Raw genomic sequence first — 22,442 nt, 5'->3', positions numbered from 1 at the left:
TCAAAAAAAAATTTCCGACGGTTTTTACAGTTGTCGGAAATTTTTAATCAAACTGTTTTATTTCTAATGTGAAACATCAGCATTATTATTCTGATATTCAAAAATTTTAACGATTGTATCAACAGTTTCCTGCCCCAGATGCTTTCCTATAAGATAGAGGGCAGCATCAATTCCGGCTGTAATTCCAGCAGTAGTAACTAACTGTTGCTGATCAACATAACGTACATTCCGAAGAACATTGGCTTCCGGATTATATTGTTCTAAAACATCCAGCAGCATACTATGAGTTGTGATATCGTGACCAGCAAGTATACCCGTTCCGGATAACAGCATGCTTCCTGTACATACTGTAAATACAACAGTTCCGGTATCGTAATGATTTTTAATCCATTTCAGAACAGTTCCCTGAAAATCCTTATCCTGAATATATTTCATGATATGGTCTGGATTTGCTCCGGGAACAACAATCATATCCGGCTTTGGACAAGACTGTAAGTCATAAGTGGGAATAACAGTCATCGTATTTGCTTCCGTGTATACGGCTTTTTTTGTTTTTCCGACCGTAAAGCAATAATAGCTGTCGGGCTGTATGACATTTGCTTTAACAAAAACATCCAAAGGACCGTTTAAATCAAGTACTTCCACCTGATCATAGACTAAAAATGCTACATTCATTGTTTTACTGTTTTGTTCGTGATTCATAATTCTATTATTTTAAATTGATTATTTTGGAAATAAAAGACATAATTCTTCCTTACTGACAATTGATGATTATCAGTTTTTATAGTAAAAAGAAAGAAAAAATGATTATTCTGTGCGCTTAAATGTTTTCCGGTATTGCGCCGGGGTAAGGGAAATATTTTTAAGGAATAAACGACGCAGCGAAACCACACTGCCAAAGCCGCATTTATCAGCTATTATTTCTATACTCATATTGGTATATTCAAGCATATTTCTGGCCTGATCTAACCTCATCTTTTCAATGAATCTGCCAGGAGTTATTCCCGATTCTTTTACAAATACCCTCGAAAAGTTGCGGGCACTCATGTTCAGAGATTCAGCAATATATTCTACTGTTATGGTCTCTCCCAGCTTGTCTTTCAACAGATCCCGAACCTGTTTTGTAAAAGGAGACATGGCTTCATATTCCGGCAATGCGTTTCCAAACTGAGACTGCATGCCGGGTCTTTTTAAATGCAGAACGAGGTGACAGGCTACTTCTGCTGCCAAAGCTTTACCAAAATCCTCTTCCAACATTGCCAATGCCAGATCCATACCTGAAGAAACACCTCCTGAAGTATAGATGGGCTTGTCACAAATAAAAAATGGATTAACATTGACCTCCAGCTTTGGGTAAGATTTTTGTAGTTCATCAGCAAATTTCCAATGGGTAGTCACTTGCCGGCCATCCAGCAGACCTGCTTTGGCAAGAACAAATGCTCCTACACATACTGATCCCATCCGCCTTACTTGTGGTGTTATATTTTGAAGATAATGATAAACATCGGGACTGATCTCATCCAGCACACTCAAAGTGGTACCAGCTACGAGTAAAGTATCTACAGAAAAATCAATATCGTAAATGGTATGACTACACGATAACGGCATTCCCGAACCGGAATAGATTATTTTCTCTGCTGTTCCGGATACCAGATGAACATGATAACCGGAATCCTGTCTTTCGTTATTCAAAAAACGGTTTGCTGATGTAAAAACATCCCACGGTCCTGCAATATCAAGCAGCTGTACCTGTGGCAGTGCCAAAAGCACTATGTTTTTCTTCCCGGTATGTTGTACTTCTTTCTTCATATCTCATTCTGTATGAGTACAAATGTAGAGAGAAAGCGGCTTGTCTGCAATGACAAAAAACATACAGTTCCGGCCAAAATATTTTTTTCCTGTCACAACAAAAGAGACTGCCTTATCAGACAGTCTCAGCACTCTACTATAAAATTAGCTTAATAAGCTATACTTTCAAATATTAAAATTTCACCTAAGCTGGCGATAGTCTTCGGGATTTCAAATAAAGAGCCGTACGGTTCAGATAAGGAAAAAGAAAAATTAATAATAGTGAAGCCGCAAGAAGCCACACCATCATTTCATAATAATCCATAGCAAAACGGACATGATTCTGAACATTCATTCTTCCCACCAACAATTTATTGGCTGCTTTTACCGCCTTTTCTTCAGGCATTCCTCTGGAAATAAGTTTAGCTGTCTGCTGATGAAGAAAATTTTTGACAGCAGGATCTACAGCACTTAAGTGATCCTGAAAAGCATTGTAATGGCGGCTTTTTTCAAACAATTCAAAAAAATTGATCAGTGCTATACTGATACAAAATCCCAGGTATCTGACTGCCAAAGCCGTTGCAGCGGCTGAAGGACCAATAATAGCAGGAACTGACGAAATAATAAAAATAATCGTCGGAACCATAATCAACCCTACCCCTAATCCCTGAAGGAACAAAGGAATATAATAATTAAACTCATCAGCTTGAGTATCAAAAGAATAATACATTAATCCATGAAAAATCAACAGCATTAAAAATCCGGAGCCCCAGATGTACCGTATATTTTTCTTTTGCAACACCATACAACAGGCAATAATCACTCCGGTAACCAAGCCCGCAAGGTTGAAAATGTTTATATAAGAAATATGAAACGGATCTAAATGCAGTTCCGCAGCAAAATAATTGTTGACAATCCCAGATGCAAACCGGCAGATATACATTATAAAAAGGATCAGTAACCCCACTTTAAAATTTCTGTATTTAAAAATCCGCAGATCAATATAGGGTCTTTTAATCGCCTGTTGACGGAATATGGATATTCCACTTAACACAACAACTCCAATGACACTTCCCATAATCCGGTTATCTTCCAGCCAATAATACTCCTGTCCAAAAATGGTAACATAACCCACCAATACCAATATGGCACTGAATAACCCAAAGCTCTGCCAGTCGAGCTTATACAAATGAAATCTCGCATGAGTTCTATAATTGCTCATGGCAAGAGTGAGAAAAATAAGTCCCGGTAGATAAGAAAATATAGCCGTTTTATAGACAATATTAAAATTATAGGAATCAATAAGATCTGCAGTAATCAGATTATTAAACGGCAAAGCACAGATCAGAATCCCGAAAAACACTGAAAAACTGATCTCTCTTCCTCTCTCACTGCTTAATCTCGTAAAAATAAGGGTAAGCGAAAGGTTCACGTTTCCTGCAAATAACATTCCCTGCATGAAGCGCACCGGAAACAGGATATAAATTTCCTTGGTAAAATAACATACCAGACAAGCTAAAATTTGCAGTGTGGTAAACAGAAGAAAATATTCCTTTGCTGCCAGAAAGCTGAAAAACCTTCTTTCCAGACTATAAAATCCTACATATCCGGCATAGAACAGCGCTACAGAAAACTGGATATCTGCAGGTTCACATCCATAATATCCCGCTGCGGCATTCACATTCGCCAAAGGAAGGAAAAATATAATAATCCCCGGAAGAGTCATCGAAAAAAGAATGATCTTGATCAGCCATTCCGGTGCCCATCTTTTGAAAAAGGGCAATTGTCTTTTAGCCATTAGAATGTTTTTTGTCGGCATATACATTCACGTTCATTCCCACTTTCAGGACACCAATATCTTTTCTTGCTCCATCTACTTTTATTCTCACAGGAATACGCTGTACAATTTTCACATAGTTCCCTGTAGAATTATCCGGTGGCAGCAATGAAAAACTTGATCCGGTGGCCGGGGAAAGCGAAATAATGGTTCCTTTAAATTCACTGTCAGGATAAGAGTCGGCTACAATTTTCACATGGTCCCCAATATGCATATCCTTAATCTGTGTTTCTTTATAATTGGCAACCACCCATTTATCTGTTTCATTATTGACAATAAATGCCAGCGTTTCTCCGGCATCAATCATCTGCCCTACTTCAACGGTTCTACGTCCCATTCTTCCATCATAAGCTGCGGTAACTGCGGTATAGCTTACATCCAGTTTGTGGCGGTCCAATAGTGCTTCCAGTCTTGCAATTTCTGCCTGAACAACCATTTTTTCTGCCTGAATATCGCTTATTCTTGATCGTGAAGCAGCATAATTATCCTGTGAAGATTTGTAATCGCTTTCATTCACATCCAACGTTGCTTTTATGTCTTCAAGCCGCTGTTTTGTAGCAGATTCTTCATCATAGAGTTTTTTATATCTGTCATAATCAAGCTGCTGTTTCCACACTTTTGCTTTATTGGCATCTATCTGAGCCATTGCTGCAGCGGCTTCCTTTTCTGTGGTGCCTGTATTACTTTCCAATACTTTTAGCTGGGCACGAGCTTTCTGAAGAGCCGCCTGCGTCTGTTTCTGCTGAAGAATATATTCACGGTTATCAATAATCAGAAGGGTATCTCCTTTTTTAACTTCCTGGTTTTCTTCAAATTTCACGGCCACAATGAATCCTCCGGCTCTTGAAATAATAGGGTTCACATATTCCTGAACCTGTGCATCATTGGTCTGTTCATAGGCATAATAATTTTTTAGGGTAAAACCGCCCCATACAGCAAGTGCAGCAACGATTAAAACTGAAATCCATCCTGTGATCTTTGTGATTAGTCTGTCGGTGGGAGTATATTTTTTTTTCATTGTATTATAAAACGCCTGTAATGTTTTGTAGTAAATAATAATTGTTCTGTGCCATAATTTTTGCTGCTTCCAGTTCAAATTTTGTCTGAAGAAGCTGTATATCCGCATCCAGCAGTTCTGTAATAAGCGAAGTCTGGCTGAAGTACGTATTCTTAATGATACGTGCATTCTCTTTGGCCTGGACGACATTGGCTTCCGCTACCTTTATCTGTTCAAGAGCTTCCTGATACCTCAGATAGGCTTCTCTCACCTGCTGTCTTACCTTATCTTCTGTATCCTTGTGTACCTCCTCTTCTTTTTCAAACTCCAGCTGTGCGGCTTTTACTTTATGAGTATTGTGGTAAAGGGAAGAGATGGAAAAGGAAGCCTTGATTCCGACTATTCCCAATGAATACCAATAAGGATTGTAGGGATAAAGAAAAATCTGCGGATTGGCATAGTAAAATTCACCATACATCCCGATTTTAGGTCTTACATTCGCTTTTACCTGCTTCAGTTTGATCTTACTCAACTCTGTCTGCTGTTCAGAGACATGATAATTGAAAGAGTGATCCAATGCCAGTTTCAAATAGTCGCTGTAAGCCGTATTTTCATTCCATTGATTAGATGGTGCTTCAGGAATGACAGTCTGCTCATCAGGAATACCAAGGATAATATTCAGTTTCTGGGTAGCAATGAGAATATCATTTTCTATCGTCACCAATGCCATCTTTCGCTTCGAAAGTTCAAGCTCAATTCTTAAAACATCGCTTTTTAAAACAACCCCGTTTTTATAAAGAGCCTGAATTTCTTTGAGCTGTGTTTTCTGATCGGCAATATCCTGCTGAATAAGGTTTCTGAAAATTAAAGTTTTCTGAAGTTCAAGATAAAGAGCTGCTGTTTTGTAATGAATATCAGAAACAGACTGCTCTTTCTGGATCTCCTTAATTTTCTGAAGGGTCTGGTTTTCCTTAATCTTAAGATTCAGCTTGTTTCCGTTATAAATGTTCAGATAAAAATCTGCTCCTGCACGGTAAAGTGTGTGAATGACTTCATGTTGGGTTGGTTTGGAAAAAATTCCGTTTTCATAGATAGGAATGTTGGATGCTTTTTCTGCAGAACCTTTAACTTCTATTTCCGGAAGCCGTTCTCTTTTCACATCTTTTACTTCAGCTTCCGCAATGTCTACATTGATGGTATTGATTCTGATATGGCGGCTGTTTTCCTCAGCTTTCTGCCATGCATCTTTTAAGGAGAGTCGTAGGGTATCCTTTGTTGGGCTGCCTGTCTGAGCTGATATTGTGCAGGAAATTCCCCACATCAGCAATCCGGCGACATAAATTTTCATTTGAATTTTCGAATTATTGCACTGCAAATTTATTCTCAATCCGGAAATTATATTTATCTAAAATAGTCAAGTTTTACATGATTCCGGCCAAATGATTATATTTGCATTTTCATTGGTATTTTATATTTTTTATGGGATTAATTGCGGCACTTCCTGATATTGACAAAGACGATAAAAGTGTATTTGTTATGCACGAAAAATCGGAAAAACTGATTCCTTTCCACAAGCATACAAAAGGTCAGCTGAGCTATGTAGAAGGCGGCATTGCCTATATTACAATCAACAACAGAACCTATGTAGTTCCGGCCCGGCATTTCTTCTGGGTTCCGCAGGGAATGGAACATATTTTAGAAATCGGACACACCGCCACTGTTCTGCGCTCTCTTTATTTTTATGCCCATGATGATCCCTCAGATCCTTTCTACAGCAGGCTGGGAATATATCCGGCCTCAGAACTTTTGATTCAGATGATTAAGTATACAGAAATATGGGATGAAAAACATGTTACCTCAAAAGATGAAAACTTTGAATTTCTGGTCGCTTTAAAAAAAATATTGCCAAAAACCCACCAGCAGCCTTTACCTATCATTCTTCCCGCTACACACAACAAACAGATGATGAGAATTGTATCTTACCTGGAGTGGAATATCGGGGAAAAACTTACTTTGGCCAGTGTAAGCGGCAGATTTGGTTTGAGTGAGCGCTCCATGTCCCGTCTATTCAAAGCTGATATGGATATTTCTTTTCTTCAATACCTGAAAACATTAAGAATTATCAAAGCCATTGAATTACTTTTAAATACAGATAAGCCCATTAATGAAATTGCTGATGATGTGGGCTACAGCTCTATTAGCGCCTTTAGTGATACTTTCCGTGAATTTACACAATCCAGACCCTCAGACTTGAGAAAGAGTAATAAAACGACTCAGAATACAATCGGATAATTACTTTATATGACCTTCGTCAGCTTTAAAAAAATAAAAGAGTAATTTATCTTTTATTAAAAATATCTTTCTATCTTTGTCTCATAAAACTCAGTCAAATGTTTTCAAAAACCTGTGAATATGCCTTAAGAGCTTTGATCTACATCGCCCAGCAGTCTAAAAATGACAGCAGGGTCGGGATTAAAGAGATTTCAAAAAGCATCCATTCACCGGAACACTTTATCGCCAAAATTTTGCAGGATCTCAGCAGAAAAGGATTTGTACAATCTGCCAAAGGTCCGAATGGAGGTTTTTATATGGATCAGAAAAACCTGAAAACGTCCATTGCTGATATTGTAAGGGAAATTGATGGTGATAAACTTTTTTCCGGTTGTGGACTTGGACTGGATCAATGTTCAGAAACGCACCCCTGCCCTTTGCATGAGCAGTTTAAAAGCATCAGACAGGATCTCCGTATCATGCTTGAAACCTCAAAAATTCAAACATTTGTTGATAATCTGGATTTAAAGCTTACCCATCTCAAGGTGTAAAAAAAATTAATTAAATAAAAGATAAAAAGATCTTTATATATTATAAATTTCAAAACGATACCCACTACTTCACTAACTAAAAAAATAACTAATGCATACAGAAAATATTGAAAAAATGTCCGGACACTGGTTACTGGCTAAAATCGGTAAAAAAGTACTGCGTCCCGGAGGTCTTGCGCTTACCAAAAAAATGTTGTCGATGCTGGACATCACCTCTGCAGATAATATAGTAGAATTTGCTCCCGGTCTTGGTTTTACCGCACATATGACCTTGGAAAAAAAGCCTAACTCATATATAGGAATTGATGCTGAACAAAATGCGGTAGATTATCTGAATAGAGAATTTGGGCGAACGTCAGCCCAATTTAAACTGGGAAATGCCGCGGAGAGCTTTTTACCGGAGCAATCCGCCAGTAAAGTATATGGAGAAGCTATGCTGAGTATGCATGCAGATCACAGGAAAGCAGAAATTATTCAGGAAGCTTATAGAATCTTGAAGCCTCAGGGATATTATGCAATTCATGAACTGGCCTTAAGACCTGAAAACCTCGACAGTAATGTAAAACTGTATATTCAGAAGGAACTGGCTTTAGCTATTAAGGTAAATGCACGTCCGCTGACTGTTTCTGAGTGGACAGCTTTACTGGAAAAAGAAGGATTTAAAGTATTAAAAGTAGAAACCGAACCCATGCATCTCTTAGAACCTCAAAGAGTTATTGATGACGAAGGGGTTTCCGGAGCGGTTAAAATTGCTAAAAATATATTACTCAATCCGTCCATCAGAAAAAGAGTTTTTCAGATGAAAAGGATATTCAAAAAACATGAAAAAAATATGTGTGCTGTTGTGATTATTGCAAGAAAAGAATAAGTTTTGAAAGACTGCCTCACAAAGAAAGATCATTATTCCGGTCATGCTAAAAAGTATCAGACTCATATTTAAAAACTAAATAGGTAATGATTGTTTGATAAAACCTGATCAAAAAAACAATTCAATAAAAGATAAAAGGCGATTAATATTCTAAATAGTAAAAAAATGAAACTGAATGCCAAAAATCCTCTTGTATTAATGATGCTATGTCTGATGGCAGGCGTTTTTATCACGGTCAGTTTTCTGGAAACCCCTATGAAATTTCAGGTTTCAGGAATGACACTTCCTGTAGCCCTTGAACTGGGAATGATGATGTTTGGGATATCCACAAAAATACAATGTGCTTTCCTGATCCTTATTATAGCAGGAATGTTTATAAGCAGAAAAAAATATACAAAAACAGACTTTATAATAATAGCCTTTTTATTAGCAATCCTGCTGTTAGAAAAGTTCTGGATGCTCCCAGTTCTTGATGACCGGGCACAACTGTTATCAGCCGGAAAACCGGTTCTATCTTCAGAAATGCATAATTATTTCATCTATGCCGAATCTGCCAAAGCAATCATCCTGTGTATAGCCATCGGCTTACAATTTACCAAACAAAAAATGAATACTGAAGCAATTCTGCAAAATGTTTACTCCAGCAGAAAAATTTAAACTCTTAATTCCCTTATTATGAAAAAAACGATCATACTCACCGCGGCCTTGTGCACAGTGATGCTATTCAATGCCTGCAAACAAAGCACTTCAGCTGATACAACTAATGGTGCCAATACAGAAAATATCAAAACGGATGGCACAAGCGAAGAATTAAAAATGCCAGCCCCACCCAATGTTCCAGCTCCAGTGGGAAATCGGGCTGCTAAAAAAATTATTGTAAGACTGGAAACGATAGAGAAAACGGGCGAACTGGCAGATGGAACACAGTATAATTTCTGGACTTTCAACGGAACAGTCCCCGGAAGCTTTATCCGGGCAAGAGTTGGAGATGATATTGAACTTCATCTTAAAAACCATGAAAATAATACCTTCCCACATAATATTGACCTTCATGCTGTGAACGGACCCGGTGGTGGCGCTGAAGCTACTTTTGTAGCTCCCGGTAAAGAAGCAACTTTTACTTTCAAAGCACTCAACCCCGGATTATATGTCTACCATTGTGCAACAGCACCTGTGGGAATGCATATTGCCAATGGGATGTACGGTCTTATTCTTATAGAGCCTGAAGGCGGCCTTCCAAAAGTTGACAAGGAATTCTACCTTATGCAGGGGGATTTTTATACTAAAGGTAAATTCGGGGACAAAGGATTGCAGGAGTTTGACATGGATAAAGCGATTGCCGAGCATCCTGAATATGTAGTCTTCAATGGAAATACTGCTTCTCTTTTAGGAGATAAAGAGCTTCAGGTAAAAACGGGTGAAACAGTAAGATTCTTTGTGGGAAACGGCGGTCCGAACCTTACCTCATCTTTCCACATTATCGGGGAAATATTTGACAAAGTATACATCGAAGGAGGCAGCAAAATAAATGACAATGTACAGACCACGGTAATTCCTCCCGGAGGAGCGTCTATCGTAGAATTTAAAGCGACAGTTCCCGGAGAATATGTGATTGTAGATCATGCTATTTTCAGAGCGTTCAACAAAGGCGCTTTAGGTAAGATAAAAGTAACCGGACCAGAAAATCCGGCAGTATATAAAAAGAATCAGTAATGAATTAAGTTCATTGGGATTTCAAAAGAGAAACAATGAGAGCTTTTGCAGTTATAGTATGTCTGGCAGTATGCTCACTAATGACATGTTGTTCTGAACAGACGAAAAGTCCGAAGGTGAAAATTTCACCCCAACATCATTTAAACCTGATTGTAAGTCAGAAAAAAATGATTGAAATACCGGGAGGAACATATAAAGCATTCATCGGGAAAGATTCGGGAAGAATTGTAAGAGTACAGTCTTTTTATCTGGATGACAGCCCTGTTACAAATGGGGAATATCTTGAGTTTCTTAAAGCAAATCCTCAATGGACAAGAAGTAAAGTGCTAAGACTCTATGCAGACAGTAATTACCTGAAACATTGGAAAAGTGACTACGAAATCCCGGCAGGAATAAGTCCGGAAGCACCAGTCACCAACATTTCATGGTTTGCAGCTGAAGCGTATGCAAAAAGTACAGGAAAAAGACTTCCGGTAATCGATGAATGGGAATATGCAGCACTCGCAGATCAACACACTCTGGATGCCTCCAGAGATCCCGCCTTTACAGATTATATTCTGAAGGCTTATCAAAAAAAGGATAAAAACAAACAACCAATAAAACAAGAACCGCCCAATTATTACGGAATTTATAACATGTATGGAATGGTTTGGGAATGGACTTATGATTTCAATTCAGTGATGATGAGCGGAGAATCCAGAAAAGATAATACGGTAAATGACAACCTTTTCTGTGCCGGAGCTGCAGTAACTTCTTCTGATTTAAGAAATTATGCAGCCTTCATCCGGTACGCATTAAGAGGAAGTATAAAAGCAGATTACTGCCTTAACAATCTCGGATTCAGATGTGCTAAAAACAAAAATTGACCCTTATGAAAAATATAACCCTGATATTACTGGCTTTGATCATGACATCCTGTAGCAGGAAAAATGAAGAGGTAAGCCCAGATTCTATCTACAACGTACAGACAAACTGGGAAAAACAGGATGGCGAAAACATTACATTCTCAGATCTGAAAGGGAAAGTACTGGTAACCGCAATGATTTTCACTTCCTGTAAAACGGCCTGCCCAAAACTGACCGCAGAAATGAGAACAATTGCCCAGAAAGTAGGAAAAGTAGACCCAAAGGATATTCAATATATATTAATCTCTATTGATCCGGAAAATGATACTCCAAAAGTAATGAAGAGATACCTCTATGTAAACCGATTTGATGAAAAGGAATGGACTTTCATCCGGGGTAATGAAGAAGATACCCGGGAACTGGCGAATATAATGGCTGTAAAATATAAGCAGATATCCCCTATAGAATTTTCCCACTCCAATATCATTACAGTGTATTCAAAAAAGGGAACTCTTGCATTTCAAAAAGAAGGTCTCGATAGCGATTATGAAGCTATTGTGAACGAAATAAAAAAACAAATACAACTTTAAATGGATAAGATTATGAAAAAATTACTTGTAACAGCTGTGCTGTTTTCACTTGCTGTAACTTCATGTTCAGATAAAAAAGGTACAGATCCTACTCCTCAGCCACAGGAAACCAATACCATGCTGGAAGAACCCAAACCTCAGGAAGCATCACCAGCTGCCACTCCTCTTTCAGGAGCTGATGCAGAAATTGCTGAAGGAAAATCCCTTGTAGAAGGTACAGACTGCTTATCATGCCATAAAATTGATTCAAAACTTGTAGGCCCCGCATATCAGGAAGTTGCTGCAAAATACAAAGATGCAGATATTGATATGCTTGCACAGAAAATTATTGACGGCGGGAAAGGTAACTGGGGAGAAATTCCGATGACTCCTCACGCAGGACTGAGTAAAGATAACGCCAAGCTGATGGTAAAATACATTCTGTCACTTAAGAAATAGTAAAAAAATTTAAAATAATAAAAGATAAAAAAGTATTATATTATGAACACAAGAACAGACTTTATAGGAAATATGGTTGCTGAAGATTTCAGAACGGCAGCAATCTTTAAAAGACATGGAATTGATTTCTGCTGTAAAGGCGGAAGAACCATAGAAGAAGCATGCAGCACTAAAAAACTTGCTCCGGAAAAGATTTATGAAGAACTCGAAGATCTTCCGAAAAATGAAGGATCTGCAATAGATTTCAACAGCTGGCCTTTGGATTTGCTGGCAGATTATATTGAGAAAACCCATCACCGGTATGTAGAAGAAAAAACGCCTGTTCTGCAAGCTTTCCTTCATAAATTATGTAAAGTACACGGAGACAGACATCCGGAGCTGTTTGAAATTAATGCAATATTCAATGAGTCGGCACATGATCTGGCAGCTCACATGAAAAAAGAAGAACTGATCCTGTTTCCTTTTGTAAGAAATATGATGAAGGCCAGAATATCAGGAGAAGCACTTCCCCAGCCTCCTTTCGGAACAGTAGAAAATCCTGTTAATATGATGCAGCACGAGCATACAGTGGAAGGAGAACGTTTCAGAAAAATTGCCGAAATCACGGATGAATATCTTCCTCCCGCAGATGCCTGCAACACCTATAAGGTAGCATTTGCCATGCTTCAGGATTTTGAAAATGACTTACATAAACATATTCATCTTGAGAATAATATCCTTTTCCCAAAAGCAATCCGATTAGAGAAAGAATTTTCCGTTGAATCATAAAAACTAATACAGAATGACACCTAAAAAACTTTGGATATGGCTTGCTGTAGTAATGGTTGCTTCGTTTGCTGTTCTTATCTTTTACGGAACTGAAATTTACAGAAAAGTCCCCCCAATTCCTGATAAAGTAGTGACTACAGATGGAACTGTAATTGCTACCGAACAGGATATAAAAGACGGGCAGAATGTCTGGCAGTCTATTGGAGGGCAAACGGTAGGAAGTATCTGGGGACATGGTGCTTATATTGCTCCTGACTGGACTGCAGATTACCTTCATAGAGAATCTGTGCTGCTGCTTGATGAACTGGCCAAAAAGGACGGTAAAGTATATAAAGACCTTCCGGATGATGAGCAGGCTAAATATCAGGTACTATTGAAAAAAGAACTCCGTACCAATACATTCAATGAAAGCAATAATGAAATTGTTTTCTCTCCCGAACGGGCCGAGGTACAAAAACAGTTAGCTCAGTATTATTCAAATTTATTTATGAATGATGCTTCTATGGCAAAACTCCGGGATCAGTACGCCATCCCGGAGAATACCATCAAAGATACCGGAAGAATGGCTCAGATGAATGCTTTCTTTGCCTGGAGCACATGGGTCTGCATTACGGAAAGGCCCGGAGATGATGTGACGTATACCAATAACTGGCCGCATGATGAATCGGTAGGAAACGTTCCTCCGCCTTCGCTGCATTTATGGTCTGGTTTCAGCGTACTGCTCTTGTTGGGATGTGTAGGTCTTCTGGTGTTTTACCATGCCAGAAATAAAGAGGAAGAGATCAGCGAGATTCTTCCACTTGAAGATCCGCTGCGAAATATGAAGCCTACCCCTTCTATGAAAGCTACATTAAAGTACATATGGGTAGTTGCTTTACTGATTCTGGTTCAAATGCTTGCCGGAGTTGTTACCGCTCACTATGGTGTGGAAGGAAGTGGGTTTTATGGTATTCCGCTGGATCAGTTTTTACCTCAGTCGGTTTCCAGAAGCTGGCATGTACAGTTGGCGATATTCTGGATTGCCACTTCATGGCTTGCAACAGGACTTTATATTGCCCCGGCAGTTTCCGGACATGAACCGAAGTACCAGAAACTGGGAGTGAATATTTTATTTGGAGCTCTACTGATCGTTGTTCTGGGTTCTCTTACCGGACAGTGGCTTGGTGTGATGCAGAAGCTTGGTCTTGTTGATAATTTCCTTTGGGGACACCAGGGCTATGAATATGTGGAACTTGGAAGAGTCTGGCAGATCTTACTGCTGGTAGGACTTATTTTATGGCTGGTTTTAATGGTAAGAGCGCTGCTTCCGGCATTAAGACGTAAAGATGGAGACCGTCATTTATTGACACTGTTTACCCTCTCAGCTGTAGCTATTGCTTTATTTTATGGAGCAGGATTAATGTATGGAAGACAAACCCATATGGCCATTGCTGAATATTGGAGATGGTGGGTAGTTCACCTTTGGGTAGAAGGCTTCTTTGAAGTATTCGCAACGGTAGTGGCAGCATTTTTATTTACAAGACTGGGATTATTGAGACTGAAATCTGCTACCAATTCAGTATTGTTTTCTACGATTATATTTCTTGCTGGAGGAATTTTAGGGACATTCCACCACCTGTATTTCAGTGCAACACCTACGGCTGTATTAGCATTAGGAGCTACTTTCAGTGCATTGGAAATTGTACCGCTTGTCCTGATTGGTTATGAAGCCTACCAAAATTACCAGTTGAGTAAATCAACCAAGTGGATTCAGGCTTATAAATGGCCGATCTACTGCTTCATTGCAATGTGTTTCTGGAATTTTCTGGGCGCTGGAATCTTTGGATTTGCTATCAATCCACCGATTGCGCTTTATTATATTCAAGGACTGAATACCACTGCTGTTCACGGCCATGCTGCTTTGTTCGGAGTATACGGAATTTTAGGAATCGGATTAATGTTGTTTGTATTACGTGGACTTTATCCTGACAGACAATGGAATGATAAATTAATAGGCTGGGCTTTTTGGCTGACTAATATCGGATTGCTGGTAATGGTAACCATCAGTCTTCTTCCTATAGGCATTATGCAGTCGGTAGCCTCTATAAAAGAAGGTTACTGGTATGCCCGTTCTGCGGAATTTATGCAGACGGATATCATGCACTTCCTGAGATGGATGCGTGTTCCGGGAGATATTTTACTGGCTGCAGGTGAGCTGCTTCTGGTAATTTTCATCATCGGACTTAAATTGGGTTGGTCGTTGAAAGAAAAACGTTAGCATTCTTTATTCAAGCCTCATGAGTTATCCAACTTGTGGGGTTTGATTACCTTTAATCAAAAAAAAATCATGAAACGTAATGAAAATATTATCCCGCTTTCCAAAGATCATCATTTCGGGCTTCTATGCAGTTGGAAAATAAGACAGGGACTGAAAAAAGAAATTGAGGTTTCCCGGATTAAAGATTATATCGAGTATTTCTGGAATCTTCATCTGAAAAAGCATTTCAGGGAAGAAGAGGAAATTCTGTTTCTTTATCTTGAAGATGAATATACGCTCCGTATACAGAAAGAACACAGACAGATTCAGAATATTATTTCTCAAATTTCATCCTCAGAAAATATTGATCTTTTCTCAGATTTTGCAGACCTTCTGGAACAGCATATCCGTTTTGAAGAGCGCGAATGGTTTCCTCATCTTGAAGAAAAACTGGAAGTACCTGTTCTGGAAAAAATCGGAACAGCACTGAATGATATCCATACGGAAGAAAAGGATGATTATCAAGATGAATTCTGGAAATAAGTTTGAATTTATTTTATTGATGCTAGTTAAACTTCAGAAAAAACCACAAAAGTCACAAAAGCTTTCATTTAAAAAAACTTTAGTCCAAATAAGTTTAAAATAATGTCGGATAAAAGTTCACATAAGATGAAAATCAAAGATTTTCATCTTATGTGAACTTATTATGTATAAAGTTTGGCTCTAGAAAAAATTGCATATTTAAAACTTTTGTGACTTTTGTGGTTAAGAATCCTCACAGTAAGTTTAGACAGCTTCTATAATTAAAAAGAGGCTGTTTCAAAAAGTCAAATTGTTGACTTTTGTCATTGACTACGTCGAATCTTCGATTTCTGACGAAGGAAAAATCTTATTGATAATCATATACATGAGATTCTTCATTACATTGCATTTCACTCAGAATGACACTTTTGAAACAGCCCCTTTTCCATTCTATTGTGTTGCTTTCATCATAGCATTGGTAATCTCAATTTCCTTTTTTCTGGAATATGCAGAATCAAAAGGCTCCATGACATTGAATAAATATTGGTAAAAAGGAGCAATCTGTCGCACATTTTCCGATTCTTTAATCGCTTTCTCTTTGCCCATTTGCTGCAATCCTTTTATAAAAACACTGAGTTTTTTATCAATAGGTTCCATTGACTTTAGAACATAGGCATGTGCTTTTTCATTCTGTCCCAACGTTTTGTAGGCTTCTGTGACTGCTGAAATAACTAAAGCATATTCCATTGGTTTTGACCTCATCTGTTTTCTGGCAGCTGCTTTAAATGCTGGAGAAAGATTTTGATAGTAGTCATATTCTTCAAATATTCCTTTCTTAAGGGTTTCTGCCAGCTGAAGACCTTTCTGCTCCTGTCCTGCAACAATATATCCGGTTACTATTGAGCTTAATGACCTTGGATCGTTGTACTTCTCAACCGGAATTTCTTTCGCTGCAAGATCCAGCAGTTCTAATGCCTTAGCTTTCTGTCCGTTGACTACAAGTGCAGATACAGCCCTGCTTACTGACATTCTGTAGCTTAAAATATTGGAAGTAGCCGTTTCATTATAATAAATGCTGAGGTCTTTAAAATTACCCCATCTGAAGTTTTTCACCACCTGATAAAGAGAATTGGCATCTACCCTTCCTTTATCTCCATCCGGACTCTGAGGCGTGTGAATAGGAACCAATCTGTAGCTGAACCCGTCAAACTGCAGATATTCATCAAGGTAAAAAATATTTTCACTGTCATACATTCCGCCTGATGAGAAATTAATAGGACGTTTCCAGTCGAAATTGGCCAGCATATCCAGCATCATCAGATTACTTTTGTAAAGAGTATTCGCTTCATATTTGATCATAATCTGATCCACAGCCTTGGGAAGATCCACCTGATTGATGATCCCCGATTTTACAGCATTTTCCTTATTTACCGGAAGTATAAATTTACTTACCGGGAGAATATTGTATTTTTCATATTGCTTTTCCCCGAAATACATCTTCAGCAATTCATCTTTTTCGGATGATTTTATTTTAAGGAATCTGATAGCATCTTTCACTGTCAGAGAATCCTGGGTAAGAAATTTTCTAAACTCCTGAAAAGTGGTGTTTGGTGCTCCCTGTTCTTTCAACATCTGGAACACGCCTTCCCAATCCTCTTTCTTCATCAGATACACCTGATCATTGACACCGTCTCTGTACTCTTCGTGAGTGAGCTCTCCCGGAATCCCCTTAGCATTGTATGTTTTTCTTTTTACCTGATCTATATTCCATGGTGTCGCTAAAAGGGTAAAGTTGACCGTTTTCACATCATCCCTGAATCTTTCGGTCTCCTGAATTCCCCATACCGGAAAAGTATCATTATCACCATAAATGAAAATAATATCATCTTTAGGCAGCGAACGTAAAAATGAATAGGCATAATCACGGGCTGCGGTCTTTTTGCTCCTGTCATGCGAAGTATAATTCTGGAATCCCATCATAAAAGGAATTCCCAGCAATATAATTCCCAGAACAATATTAGCAGCATTGGATTTAAGTTTAGACTGAATCATCCAAAGTACAGCTCCTGCCCCCAGACCAATCCAGATCGCAAAAGCATAGAATGAACCTACCATTGCATAATCTCTTTCCCTCACTTCAAATGGTTTTACCCCGGTATAGAAAACAATTCCCATACTTGTAAGAATAAACAGCGAAAGAATAGCATAAAATCTCCCAAAGTCTCTGTTCAGCTGGAAAAAGAAACCGATAAGTCCTAAAATCAAAGGCAGAAAGAAAAACTTGACCGTACTTTCATTTTTAAATTTAGCAGGCATGTGGTCCTGGTCGCCCAACAAAGCATTATCAATGAAAGAAAATCCTGAAATCCAGTTCCCATTGGTGTTTTCCATATGCCCCTCAAGATCGTTTTGCCTTCCTACGAAATTCCACATCAGATATCGGACAAAGTAGTATCCGTTCTGGAATGAGATGAAATAATCCATATTCTGAGCAAAGGAAGGACGCTGCACCTTAATAAGATCATAAGGTTTTACTTTCAGATAATCTTCTGCGGTGATAGAATCTCCTTCATATTTTGCTCTCAGGTCATCAAAAATCCTTTTAGCTTCAGGATTATCCGCTACGTCTTCATTATCATACTTGAAGGTAAAATCAGGAGCGCCATACAAAGCAATATAATTGGCTGTAACCTCTTTATCTTCATTAAACATCCTCGGCATGAAACTGATATGCGATTTATTAAATACATAATTGAATCGTTCCCCGGTTTTTCTGTAGGTTCCGGTTTTTTCATCCTTTTCGTAAATATCTCCTGTAACATCTCTTTTATAGCTTCCGTCTTCGTCTTTTTCCAAACCGTTTTTATCAAGAAATGCGGTGTAATTCTGTCCGTAAATGGTAGGCCAGTCACCATACTGTACCCTGTTATAATAATCTCTCATTCCTATTGCCGTATCCGGATCATTAAGGTTCATCGGCGGATTGGCATTTGCCCTGATGGGAATCACCAGCCAGCAGGAAAAACCAATCATCATATACACAACGGATAAAACGATGGTCTGATAAACTTTTCTTTTTTTTTTCCTTGCATATTTAATCAGGAAATAACTTATTGCAGTCATAAGAACAAATGCGACAATTGTCCCTGAATGGAAAGGAAGTCCCAGTCCGTTCACAAAGAAAATTTCAAGTTTTCCAAACATGGTCATGACCAAAGGGAAAATAATCTTGAATACGAAGGCAAGAATCCCCAACGTTACCAGATTGGCAACCATGAAGCTCTTCCAGGAAAAAGTATAGTTTCGGGCATAATATACCAGGCATATGGCAGGAATAGCCAGCATACACATCATATGTACCCCCACAGAAAGACCTATTATAAAGAAAATAAGAATGATCCATCTCTCGCTGTCAGCCGCTTTAGATTCATTCTCCCATTTGGTGATCAGCCAGACCAGTAATGCAATAAACATAGAAGCCATTGCATAGACCTCTCCTTCTACTGCTGAAAACCAGAAGGTATCTGAAAAAGTAAAGGATAAAGCCCCGATGACCCCGGCAAACAAAATTGAAATCTCCTGAGATTTGTTAACTTCTTCAAACTCTTTATTTAAAAGCTGTCTTAAAAAATGGGTGATCGTCCAGAACAGAAACAAAATAGTAAATGCACTGAATACTGATGACATCGCATTGATCACAATAGAATAATTTTCTGCATTTCCAAAAGCAAAAATACTCGCCACCGCTCCCATAATCTCGAATAAAGCGGCTCCCGGAGCATGGGTCACTTCCAGTTTTACCGCAGAAGAAATATACTCCCCACAGTCCCAAAAACTCAGGGAATGCTCCATTGTTGAAAGATAAGTGATAAGTGCAACAGCAAAAAGGAACCACCCCAGTACGGTGTTCCATTTTTTAAATGACCAGTTTTTCATATAATATTTTCAATATGTATATGACAACCGGGGGAAAGGGTTTATTACATGAAAGAAAATTTATTTTATTCTAACCATAAAAGTCACAAAAGCTTTATTCCAATTCAATGAGTTTAAAATGAACCCCTACAAAAAGTTCATATAAGAAGAAAATAAAAAATTTTCAAAACTTAAGTGTGCTTTAATATATGTGAAGCTTAATGCTTAAAAACTTTTGTGTCTTTTGTGGTTTAAAATATCTTGAATTATTATAAATCTTTAATACGTATTATTCAATCCACCATCTAAAGGAATACTGGTTCCGGTAAGATAATTTGAATATTCTGAAGCCAGGAAAGCTACCAGATGACCATATTCTTCCGGCTGCCCGAATCTTTTCATGGGAATCTTATTTTCTCTTGCTCTTTTTATTTCTTCTTCCGGAGCACCACTTTGCTGAGCTTCATGGGTAACCAGTTTTTGAATTCGTTCGGTATCAAAATATCCTGTCAGAACATTATTTACGGTGATATTATGCTGTGCAATTTCATTCGAAAGGGTTTTTGCCCACGCAATGACTGCAGAACGGATAGAATTTGACAGCGCAAGATTTCCGATTGGCTCTTTAACTGACAAAGAAGAAACGTTGATAATACGTCCTTTTTTCTGCCGGATCATATGAGGCAAAGCCAATAAAGTTGTTTCGCAAACCGTTTTAAAAAGAAGATCAAATGCTTTCTGATAATCATCCGGGGTTTTATCGAGTGCTAAACCTGGTTCCGGACCGTTTGTATTGTTAACCAGAATATCAACCGAATGGTCATTAAAGTATCCTGTTATCATTTTTTTATAATTTTCAAAGTCCGAGAAATCAGCCACCAGATACTCGTGTTTCTGCTCCGGATTAATTACTGGCAGTGAAGAAACGAAAGCTTTAAGTTTTGTTTCATTGCGGGCCATAACGGTAACATTAGCGCCACATTTTGCCAGCTCTGTGGCAATTCCTGCTCCTATTCCCTGAGTTGCCCCACCTACTAAAGCATTTTTTGAAAAAAGTTGAATATTCATATGATCTTTAAATATGGTAATTGGTATAGGATAAATGTAAGAAAAAACCTCCAAATTATATTTTGAAGGTTTAATTTTTTAAACTCAATTTCTCATTTATTTGACCACTGTAGCTTCAAGTTCTATTTTTAAAGTTTCAAATAAACCTGTTACTTCCAGCATTGTCGTTGCCTGCTCGATCTTATGTCTGGCAATCCACTCCTGAAGGATGGGAAAATAAGGCCAGAATTCTTCAGTAGAAGTTGTATAGATATTCAGTTTCACGATACCACTACATTCATATCCCGCTGTGTGGATCACTTTTTCCAGATTGGCAATAGTCTGTTCCACCTGGGATTTCATATCCTGATCACTGGATGTTCCATCAGGATCAATAGCCGCCTGTCCTGAGCAGTATAAAGTACTTTCAACATTTTTTACCTCTACAGCCTGAGAATAGCTTCTCTCATCCTGCCATTTCCATGGGTTAACCGTTCTTTTTTCCATTGTATGAATTTGTTATATGTTACTGTACAAAATTGCAGAACAAATACAGCAAATTCCTGTGATCCCGATCACGATTATGAGGTGAGTACAATCACTTTCTTATAATGGTAACCGGCTCAAAGTTTCTCTGGAAACTCCTAAATAAGCAGCTAAAAGAGATTTCGGGACACGTTGGACAAGAGAGGGATACTTTTTCAAAAGCTGATCATACCGTTCTTTTATTCCGGTGGTCATCATAGAAACGGTTCGCTGCTGAGCGGTAATAAATCCCATATATGCTTTTTCAAGAAAAAAATGCTCCAGTTTTGGCAGATGGGCACAGAGTTTTTTATAGTCATCTAACTGAAGACACAATACTTCCGTATCTTCAAGACATTCCAAAGACATTGTTGCCAAAGCCTGCTGATAGTAAGCCAGGAAGTCTGTTTCCCACCAGTCTTCCATAGCAAATCCAATAATATGTTCTTTTCCGGTTTCATCGGTGTAAACCAGTTTCAGAAGACCTTTCAGAACAAAATAATTATAAGGTACTGTTTCTCCTTCCTGTACTAAAAACTGATGTTTTTTGTATTTTTTATAGGTAAAGCAGGATGATATGAATTCAAATTCATCATCATTAAGAGGGATTATTTTTTCAATGTGAGATCTTAGCAAATGTAGCATGTTCTGTTTCCTATGATATAAAAATACGATTTAAACAACTAAAATTTCTGCTTCAACAATTCATCGATTTGTTTGTAAAAAGAATCTTTGCTGTAATCTGCCAATCCCTTATGATGCAGACGAATTACTCCTCTTTTATCCAGTACTACCGTTGTGGGCAGTGATCCACTGTAAAGTACATCAGGAATATGGCCAGCAGGCACCAGAAATGGAACTGTAAAGCCTTTTTCTTTTAAATAAGATTTTCCAAGAGCCGTGTCGTCATCCAGATTTACAGTAAGAAATACCATATCCGGATTGTTCTTATATTGATCATACAACTTCTGAACGGAGGGAAACTCTGCCCTGCACGGAGGACACCACGATGCCCAAAAATTGATGAAGACTACCTTGTTTTGTAAAGCAGAAGTATTGACAACGGTTCCATCTTCATTTTTCAGCATAAACCCGGCGTAGGAAGCTTGTCCTGAGGCACTTTGTTCCTCTTTCGGTTCTGATATACTGGAATTGAGGATTCCTGTAGAAGCAACCTGTCTCATCAACCATGCCTTTGCATCTTTATTCACCAATACGATAATGAACAATATTGTCAGTATTGCAGTAGAACCATTTTTCCTGATCCACACTTTCACATTTTCCATACCCTTTCTTCTTAATTCTTAGCCAAGATAAGACTAAAATTCCGATCAAAAATCCGGAAGAAGCGTTTTTAAGCTAAAAGCCTTTCCGTCACTAGAAATAAAAGCCATTGAAGTAGTAAGTTGTATTATTTTCATAACAGCCAGCAATAAAGCTCGCACACAACCGTTAATAATTTATTTTTAACATAATTAACTAAAAGACAATTAATCAATCAATATACAATGCATAATATTATTTTTTATGT

General features: G+C 38.2%; 21 protein-coding genes. 11 read left to right on the top strand and 10 right to left on the bottom strand.

Going from position 1 to position 22,442, the window contains the following annotated elements; all coding sequences use genetic code 11:
* Positions 1-63: 63 nt before the first annotated feature.
* From AC57AW_RS11300 to AC57AW_RS11280, 5 genes are all read right to left on the bottom strand, one after another.
* On the bottom strand, positions 64-702 hold the full coding sequence (locus AC57AW_RS11300) for a DJ-1/PfpI family protein (protein WP_496351952.1): 639 nt from the start codon (positions 700-702) through the stop codon (positions 64-66).
* Between the two features lie 105 nt (positions 703-807).
* Positions 808-1,809, bottom strand: a complete 1,002-nt coding sequence (locus AC57AW_RS11295; protein WP_496351951.1) for a GlxA family transcriptional regulator — start codon at positions 1,807-1,809, stop codon at positions 808-810.
* 184 nt (positions 1,810-1,993) lie between these two features.
* A complete protein-coding gene (locus AC57AW_RS11290) occupies positions 1,994-3,586 on the bottom strand; it encodes an efflux MFS transporter permease (RefSeq protein ID WP_496351950.1) in 1,593 nt (530 codons plus the stop codon).
* Positions 3,579-4,643, bottom strand: a complete 1,065-nt coding sequence (locus AC57AW_RS11285) for an HlyD family secretion protein (protein WP_496351949.1) — start codon at positions 4,641-4,643, stop codon at positions 3,579-3,581. Before AC57AW_RS11285 ends, AC57AW_RS11290 begins: the two co-directional genes overlap by 8 nt.
* A gap of 4 nt (positions 4,644-4,647) precedes the next feature.
* A complete protein-coding gene (locus tag AC57AW_RS11280) occupies positions 4,648-5,970 on the bottom strand; it encodes a TolC family protein (protein WP_496351948.1) in 1,323 nt (440 codons plus the stop codon).
* Positions 5,971-6,101: 131 nt separating this feature from the next.
* Here AC57AW_RS11280 and AC57AW_RS11275 point away from each other — a divergent pair, with 131 nt between their 5' ends.
* The 11 genes from AC57AW_RS11275 (at position 6,102) to AC57AW_RS11225 (ending at position 15,445) form a co-directional block, all read left to right on the top strand.
* Positions 6,102-6,914 carry an AraC family transcriptional regulator gene (locus tag AC57AW_RS11275; RefSeq protein WP_496351947.1) on the top strand — a complete coding sequence of 271 codons (813 nt, stop codon included), beginning with the start codon at positions 6,102-6,104 and terminating at the stop codon, positions 6,912-6,914.
* Between the two features lie 98 nt (positions 6,915-7,012).
* Positions 7,013-7,444 (top strand): RrF2 family transcriptional regulator, encoded by a 432-nt coding sequence (locus tag AC57AW_RS11270; RefSeq protein ID WP_496351946.1) that lies wholly within the window; start codon positions 7,013-7,015, stop codon positions 7,442-7,444.
* 91 nt (positions 7,445-7,535) lie between these two features.
* Positions 7,536-8,312, top strand: coding sequence for a class I SAM-dependent methyltransferase (locus AC57AW_RS11265; protein ID WP_496351945.1), 777 nt, complete (start codon positions 7,536-7,538; stop codon positions 8,310-8,312).
* 165 nt (positions 8,313-8,477) lie between these two features.
* Positions 8,478-8,969: a hypothetical protein gene (locus AC57AW_RS11260; protein WP_496351944.1), complete on the top strand. Its 492-nt coding sequence runs from the start codon at positions 8,478-8,480 to the stop codon at positions 8,967-8,969.
* Between the two features lie 18 nt (positions 8,970-8,987).
* The gene (gene nirK / locus AC57AW_RS11255; RefSeq protein ID WP_496351943.1) at positions 8,988-10,025 is read left to right on the top strand and encodes a copper-containing nitrite reductase; all 1,038 of its coding nucleotides are present in this window, start codon (positions 8,988-8,990) and stop codon (positions 10,023-10,025) included.
* Positions 10,026-10,060: 35 nt separating this feature from the next.
* Complete coding sequence (locus AC57AW_RS11250; protein ID WP_496351942.1) at positions 10,061-10,891, top strand: formylglycine-generating enzyme family protein; 831 nt, start codon at positions 10,061-10,063, stop codon at positions 10,889-10,891.
* A 5-nt stretch (positions 10,892-10,896) separates the two neighbouring features.
* The gene (locus tag AC57AW_RS11245) at positions 10,897-11,460 is read left to right on the top strand and encodes an SCO family protein (RefSeq protein ID WP_496351941.1); all 564 of its coding nucleotides are present in this window, start codon (positions 10,897-10,899) and stop codon (positions 11,458-11,460) included.
* Positions 11,461-11,472: 12 nt separating this feature from the next.
* Entirely contained in the window at positions 11,473-11,898 is a 426-nt protein-coding gene (locus tag AC57AW_RS11240) for a c-type cytochrome (RefSeq protein ID WP_496351940.1), read from the top strand.
* 42 nt (positions 11,899-11,940) lie between these two features.
* Positions 11,941-12,666: an iron-sulfur cluster repair di-iron protein gene (gene ric, locus AC57AW_RS11235; RefSeq protein ID WP_496351939.1), complete on the top strand. Its 726-nt coding sequence runs from the start codon at positions 11,941-11,943 to the stop codon at positions 12,664-12,666.
* A gap of 13 nt (positions 12,667-12,679) precedes the next feature.
* Complete coding sequence (locus AC57AW_RS11230) at positions 12,680-14,923, top strand: nitric-oxide reductase large subunit (protein WP_496351938.1); 2,244 nt, start codon at positions 12,680-12,682, stop codon at positions 14,921-14,923.
* Positions 14,924-14,992: 69 nt separating this feature from the next.
* Positions 14,993-15,445: a hemerythrin domain-containing protein gene (locus tag AC57AW_RS11225; RefSeq protein WP_496351937.1), complete on the top strand. Its 453-nt coding sequence runs from the start codon at positions 14,993-14,995 to the stop codon at positions 15,443-15,445.
* A gap of 429 nt (positions 15,446-15,874) precedes the next feature.
* Here the strand turns inward: AC57AW_RS11225 and AC57AW_RS11220 are convergent, their stop codons facing one another.
* The 5 genes from AC57AW_RS11220 to AC57AW_RS11200 form a co-directional block, all read right to left on the bottom strand.
* On the bottom strand, positions 15,875-19,360 hold the full coding sequence (locus AC57AW_RS11220; RefSeq protein WP_496351936.1) for a glycosyltransferase family 117 protein: 3,486 nt from the start codon (positions 19,358-19,360) through the stop codon (positions 15,875-15,877).
* Between the two features lie 258 nt (positions 19,361-19,618).
* On the bottom strand, positions 19,619-20,407 hold the full coding sequence (locus AC57AW_RS11215) for an SDR family oxidoreductase (protein ID WP_496351935.1): 789 nt from the start codon (positions 20,405-20,407) through the stop codon (positions 19,619-19,621).
* A gap of 96 nt (positions 20,408-20,503) precedes the next feature.
* Complete coding sequence (locus AC57AW_RS11210) at positions 20,504-20,893, bottom strand: RidA family protein (RefSeq protein ID WP_496351934.1); 390 nt, start codon at positions 20,891-20,893, stop codon at positions 20,504-20,506.
* A 99-nt stretch (positions 20,894-20,992) separates the two neighbouring features.
* Positions 20,993-21,556 carry a Crp/Fnr family transcriptional regulator gene (locus AC57AW_RS11205; protein WP_496351933.1) on the bottom strand — a complete coding sequence of 188 codons (564 nt, stop codon included), beginning with the start codon at positions 21,554-21,556 and terminating at the stop codon, positions 20,993-20,995.
* A gap of 38 nt (positions 21,557-21,594) precedes the next feature.
* Entirely contained in the window at positions 21,595-22,197 is a 603-nt protein-coding gene (locus AC57AW_RS11200; protein WP_496351932.1) for a TlpA family protein disulfide reductase, read from the bottom strand.
* Positions 22,198-22,442 lie beyond the last annotated feature (245 nt).

Source organism: Chryseobacterium sp. BGA-UO-ETr-SB22 (assembly GCF_059567885.1).
The sequence above is the reverse complement of the archived record's forward strand: the minus strand, read 5'-3'. Positions and strand labels throughout refer to the sequence as shown.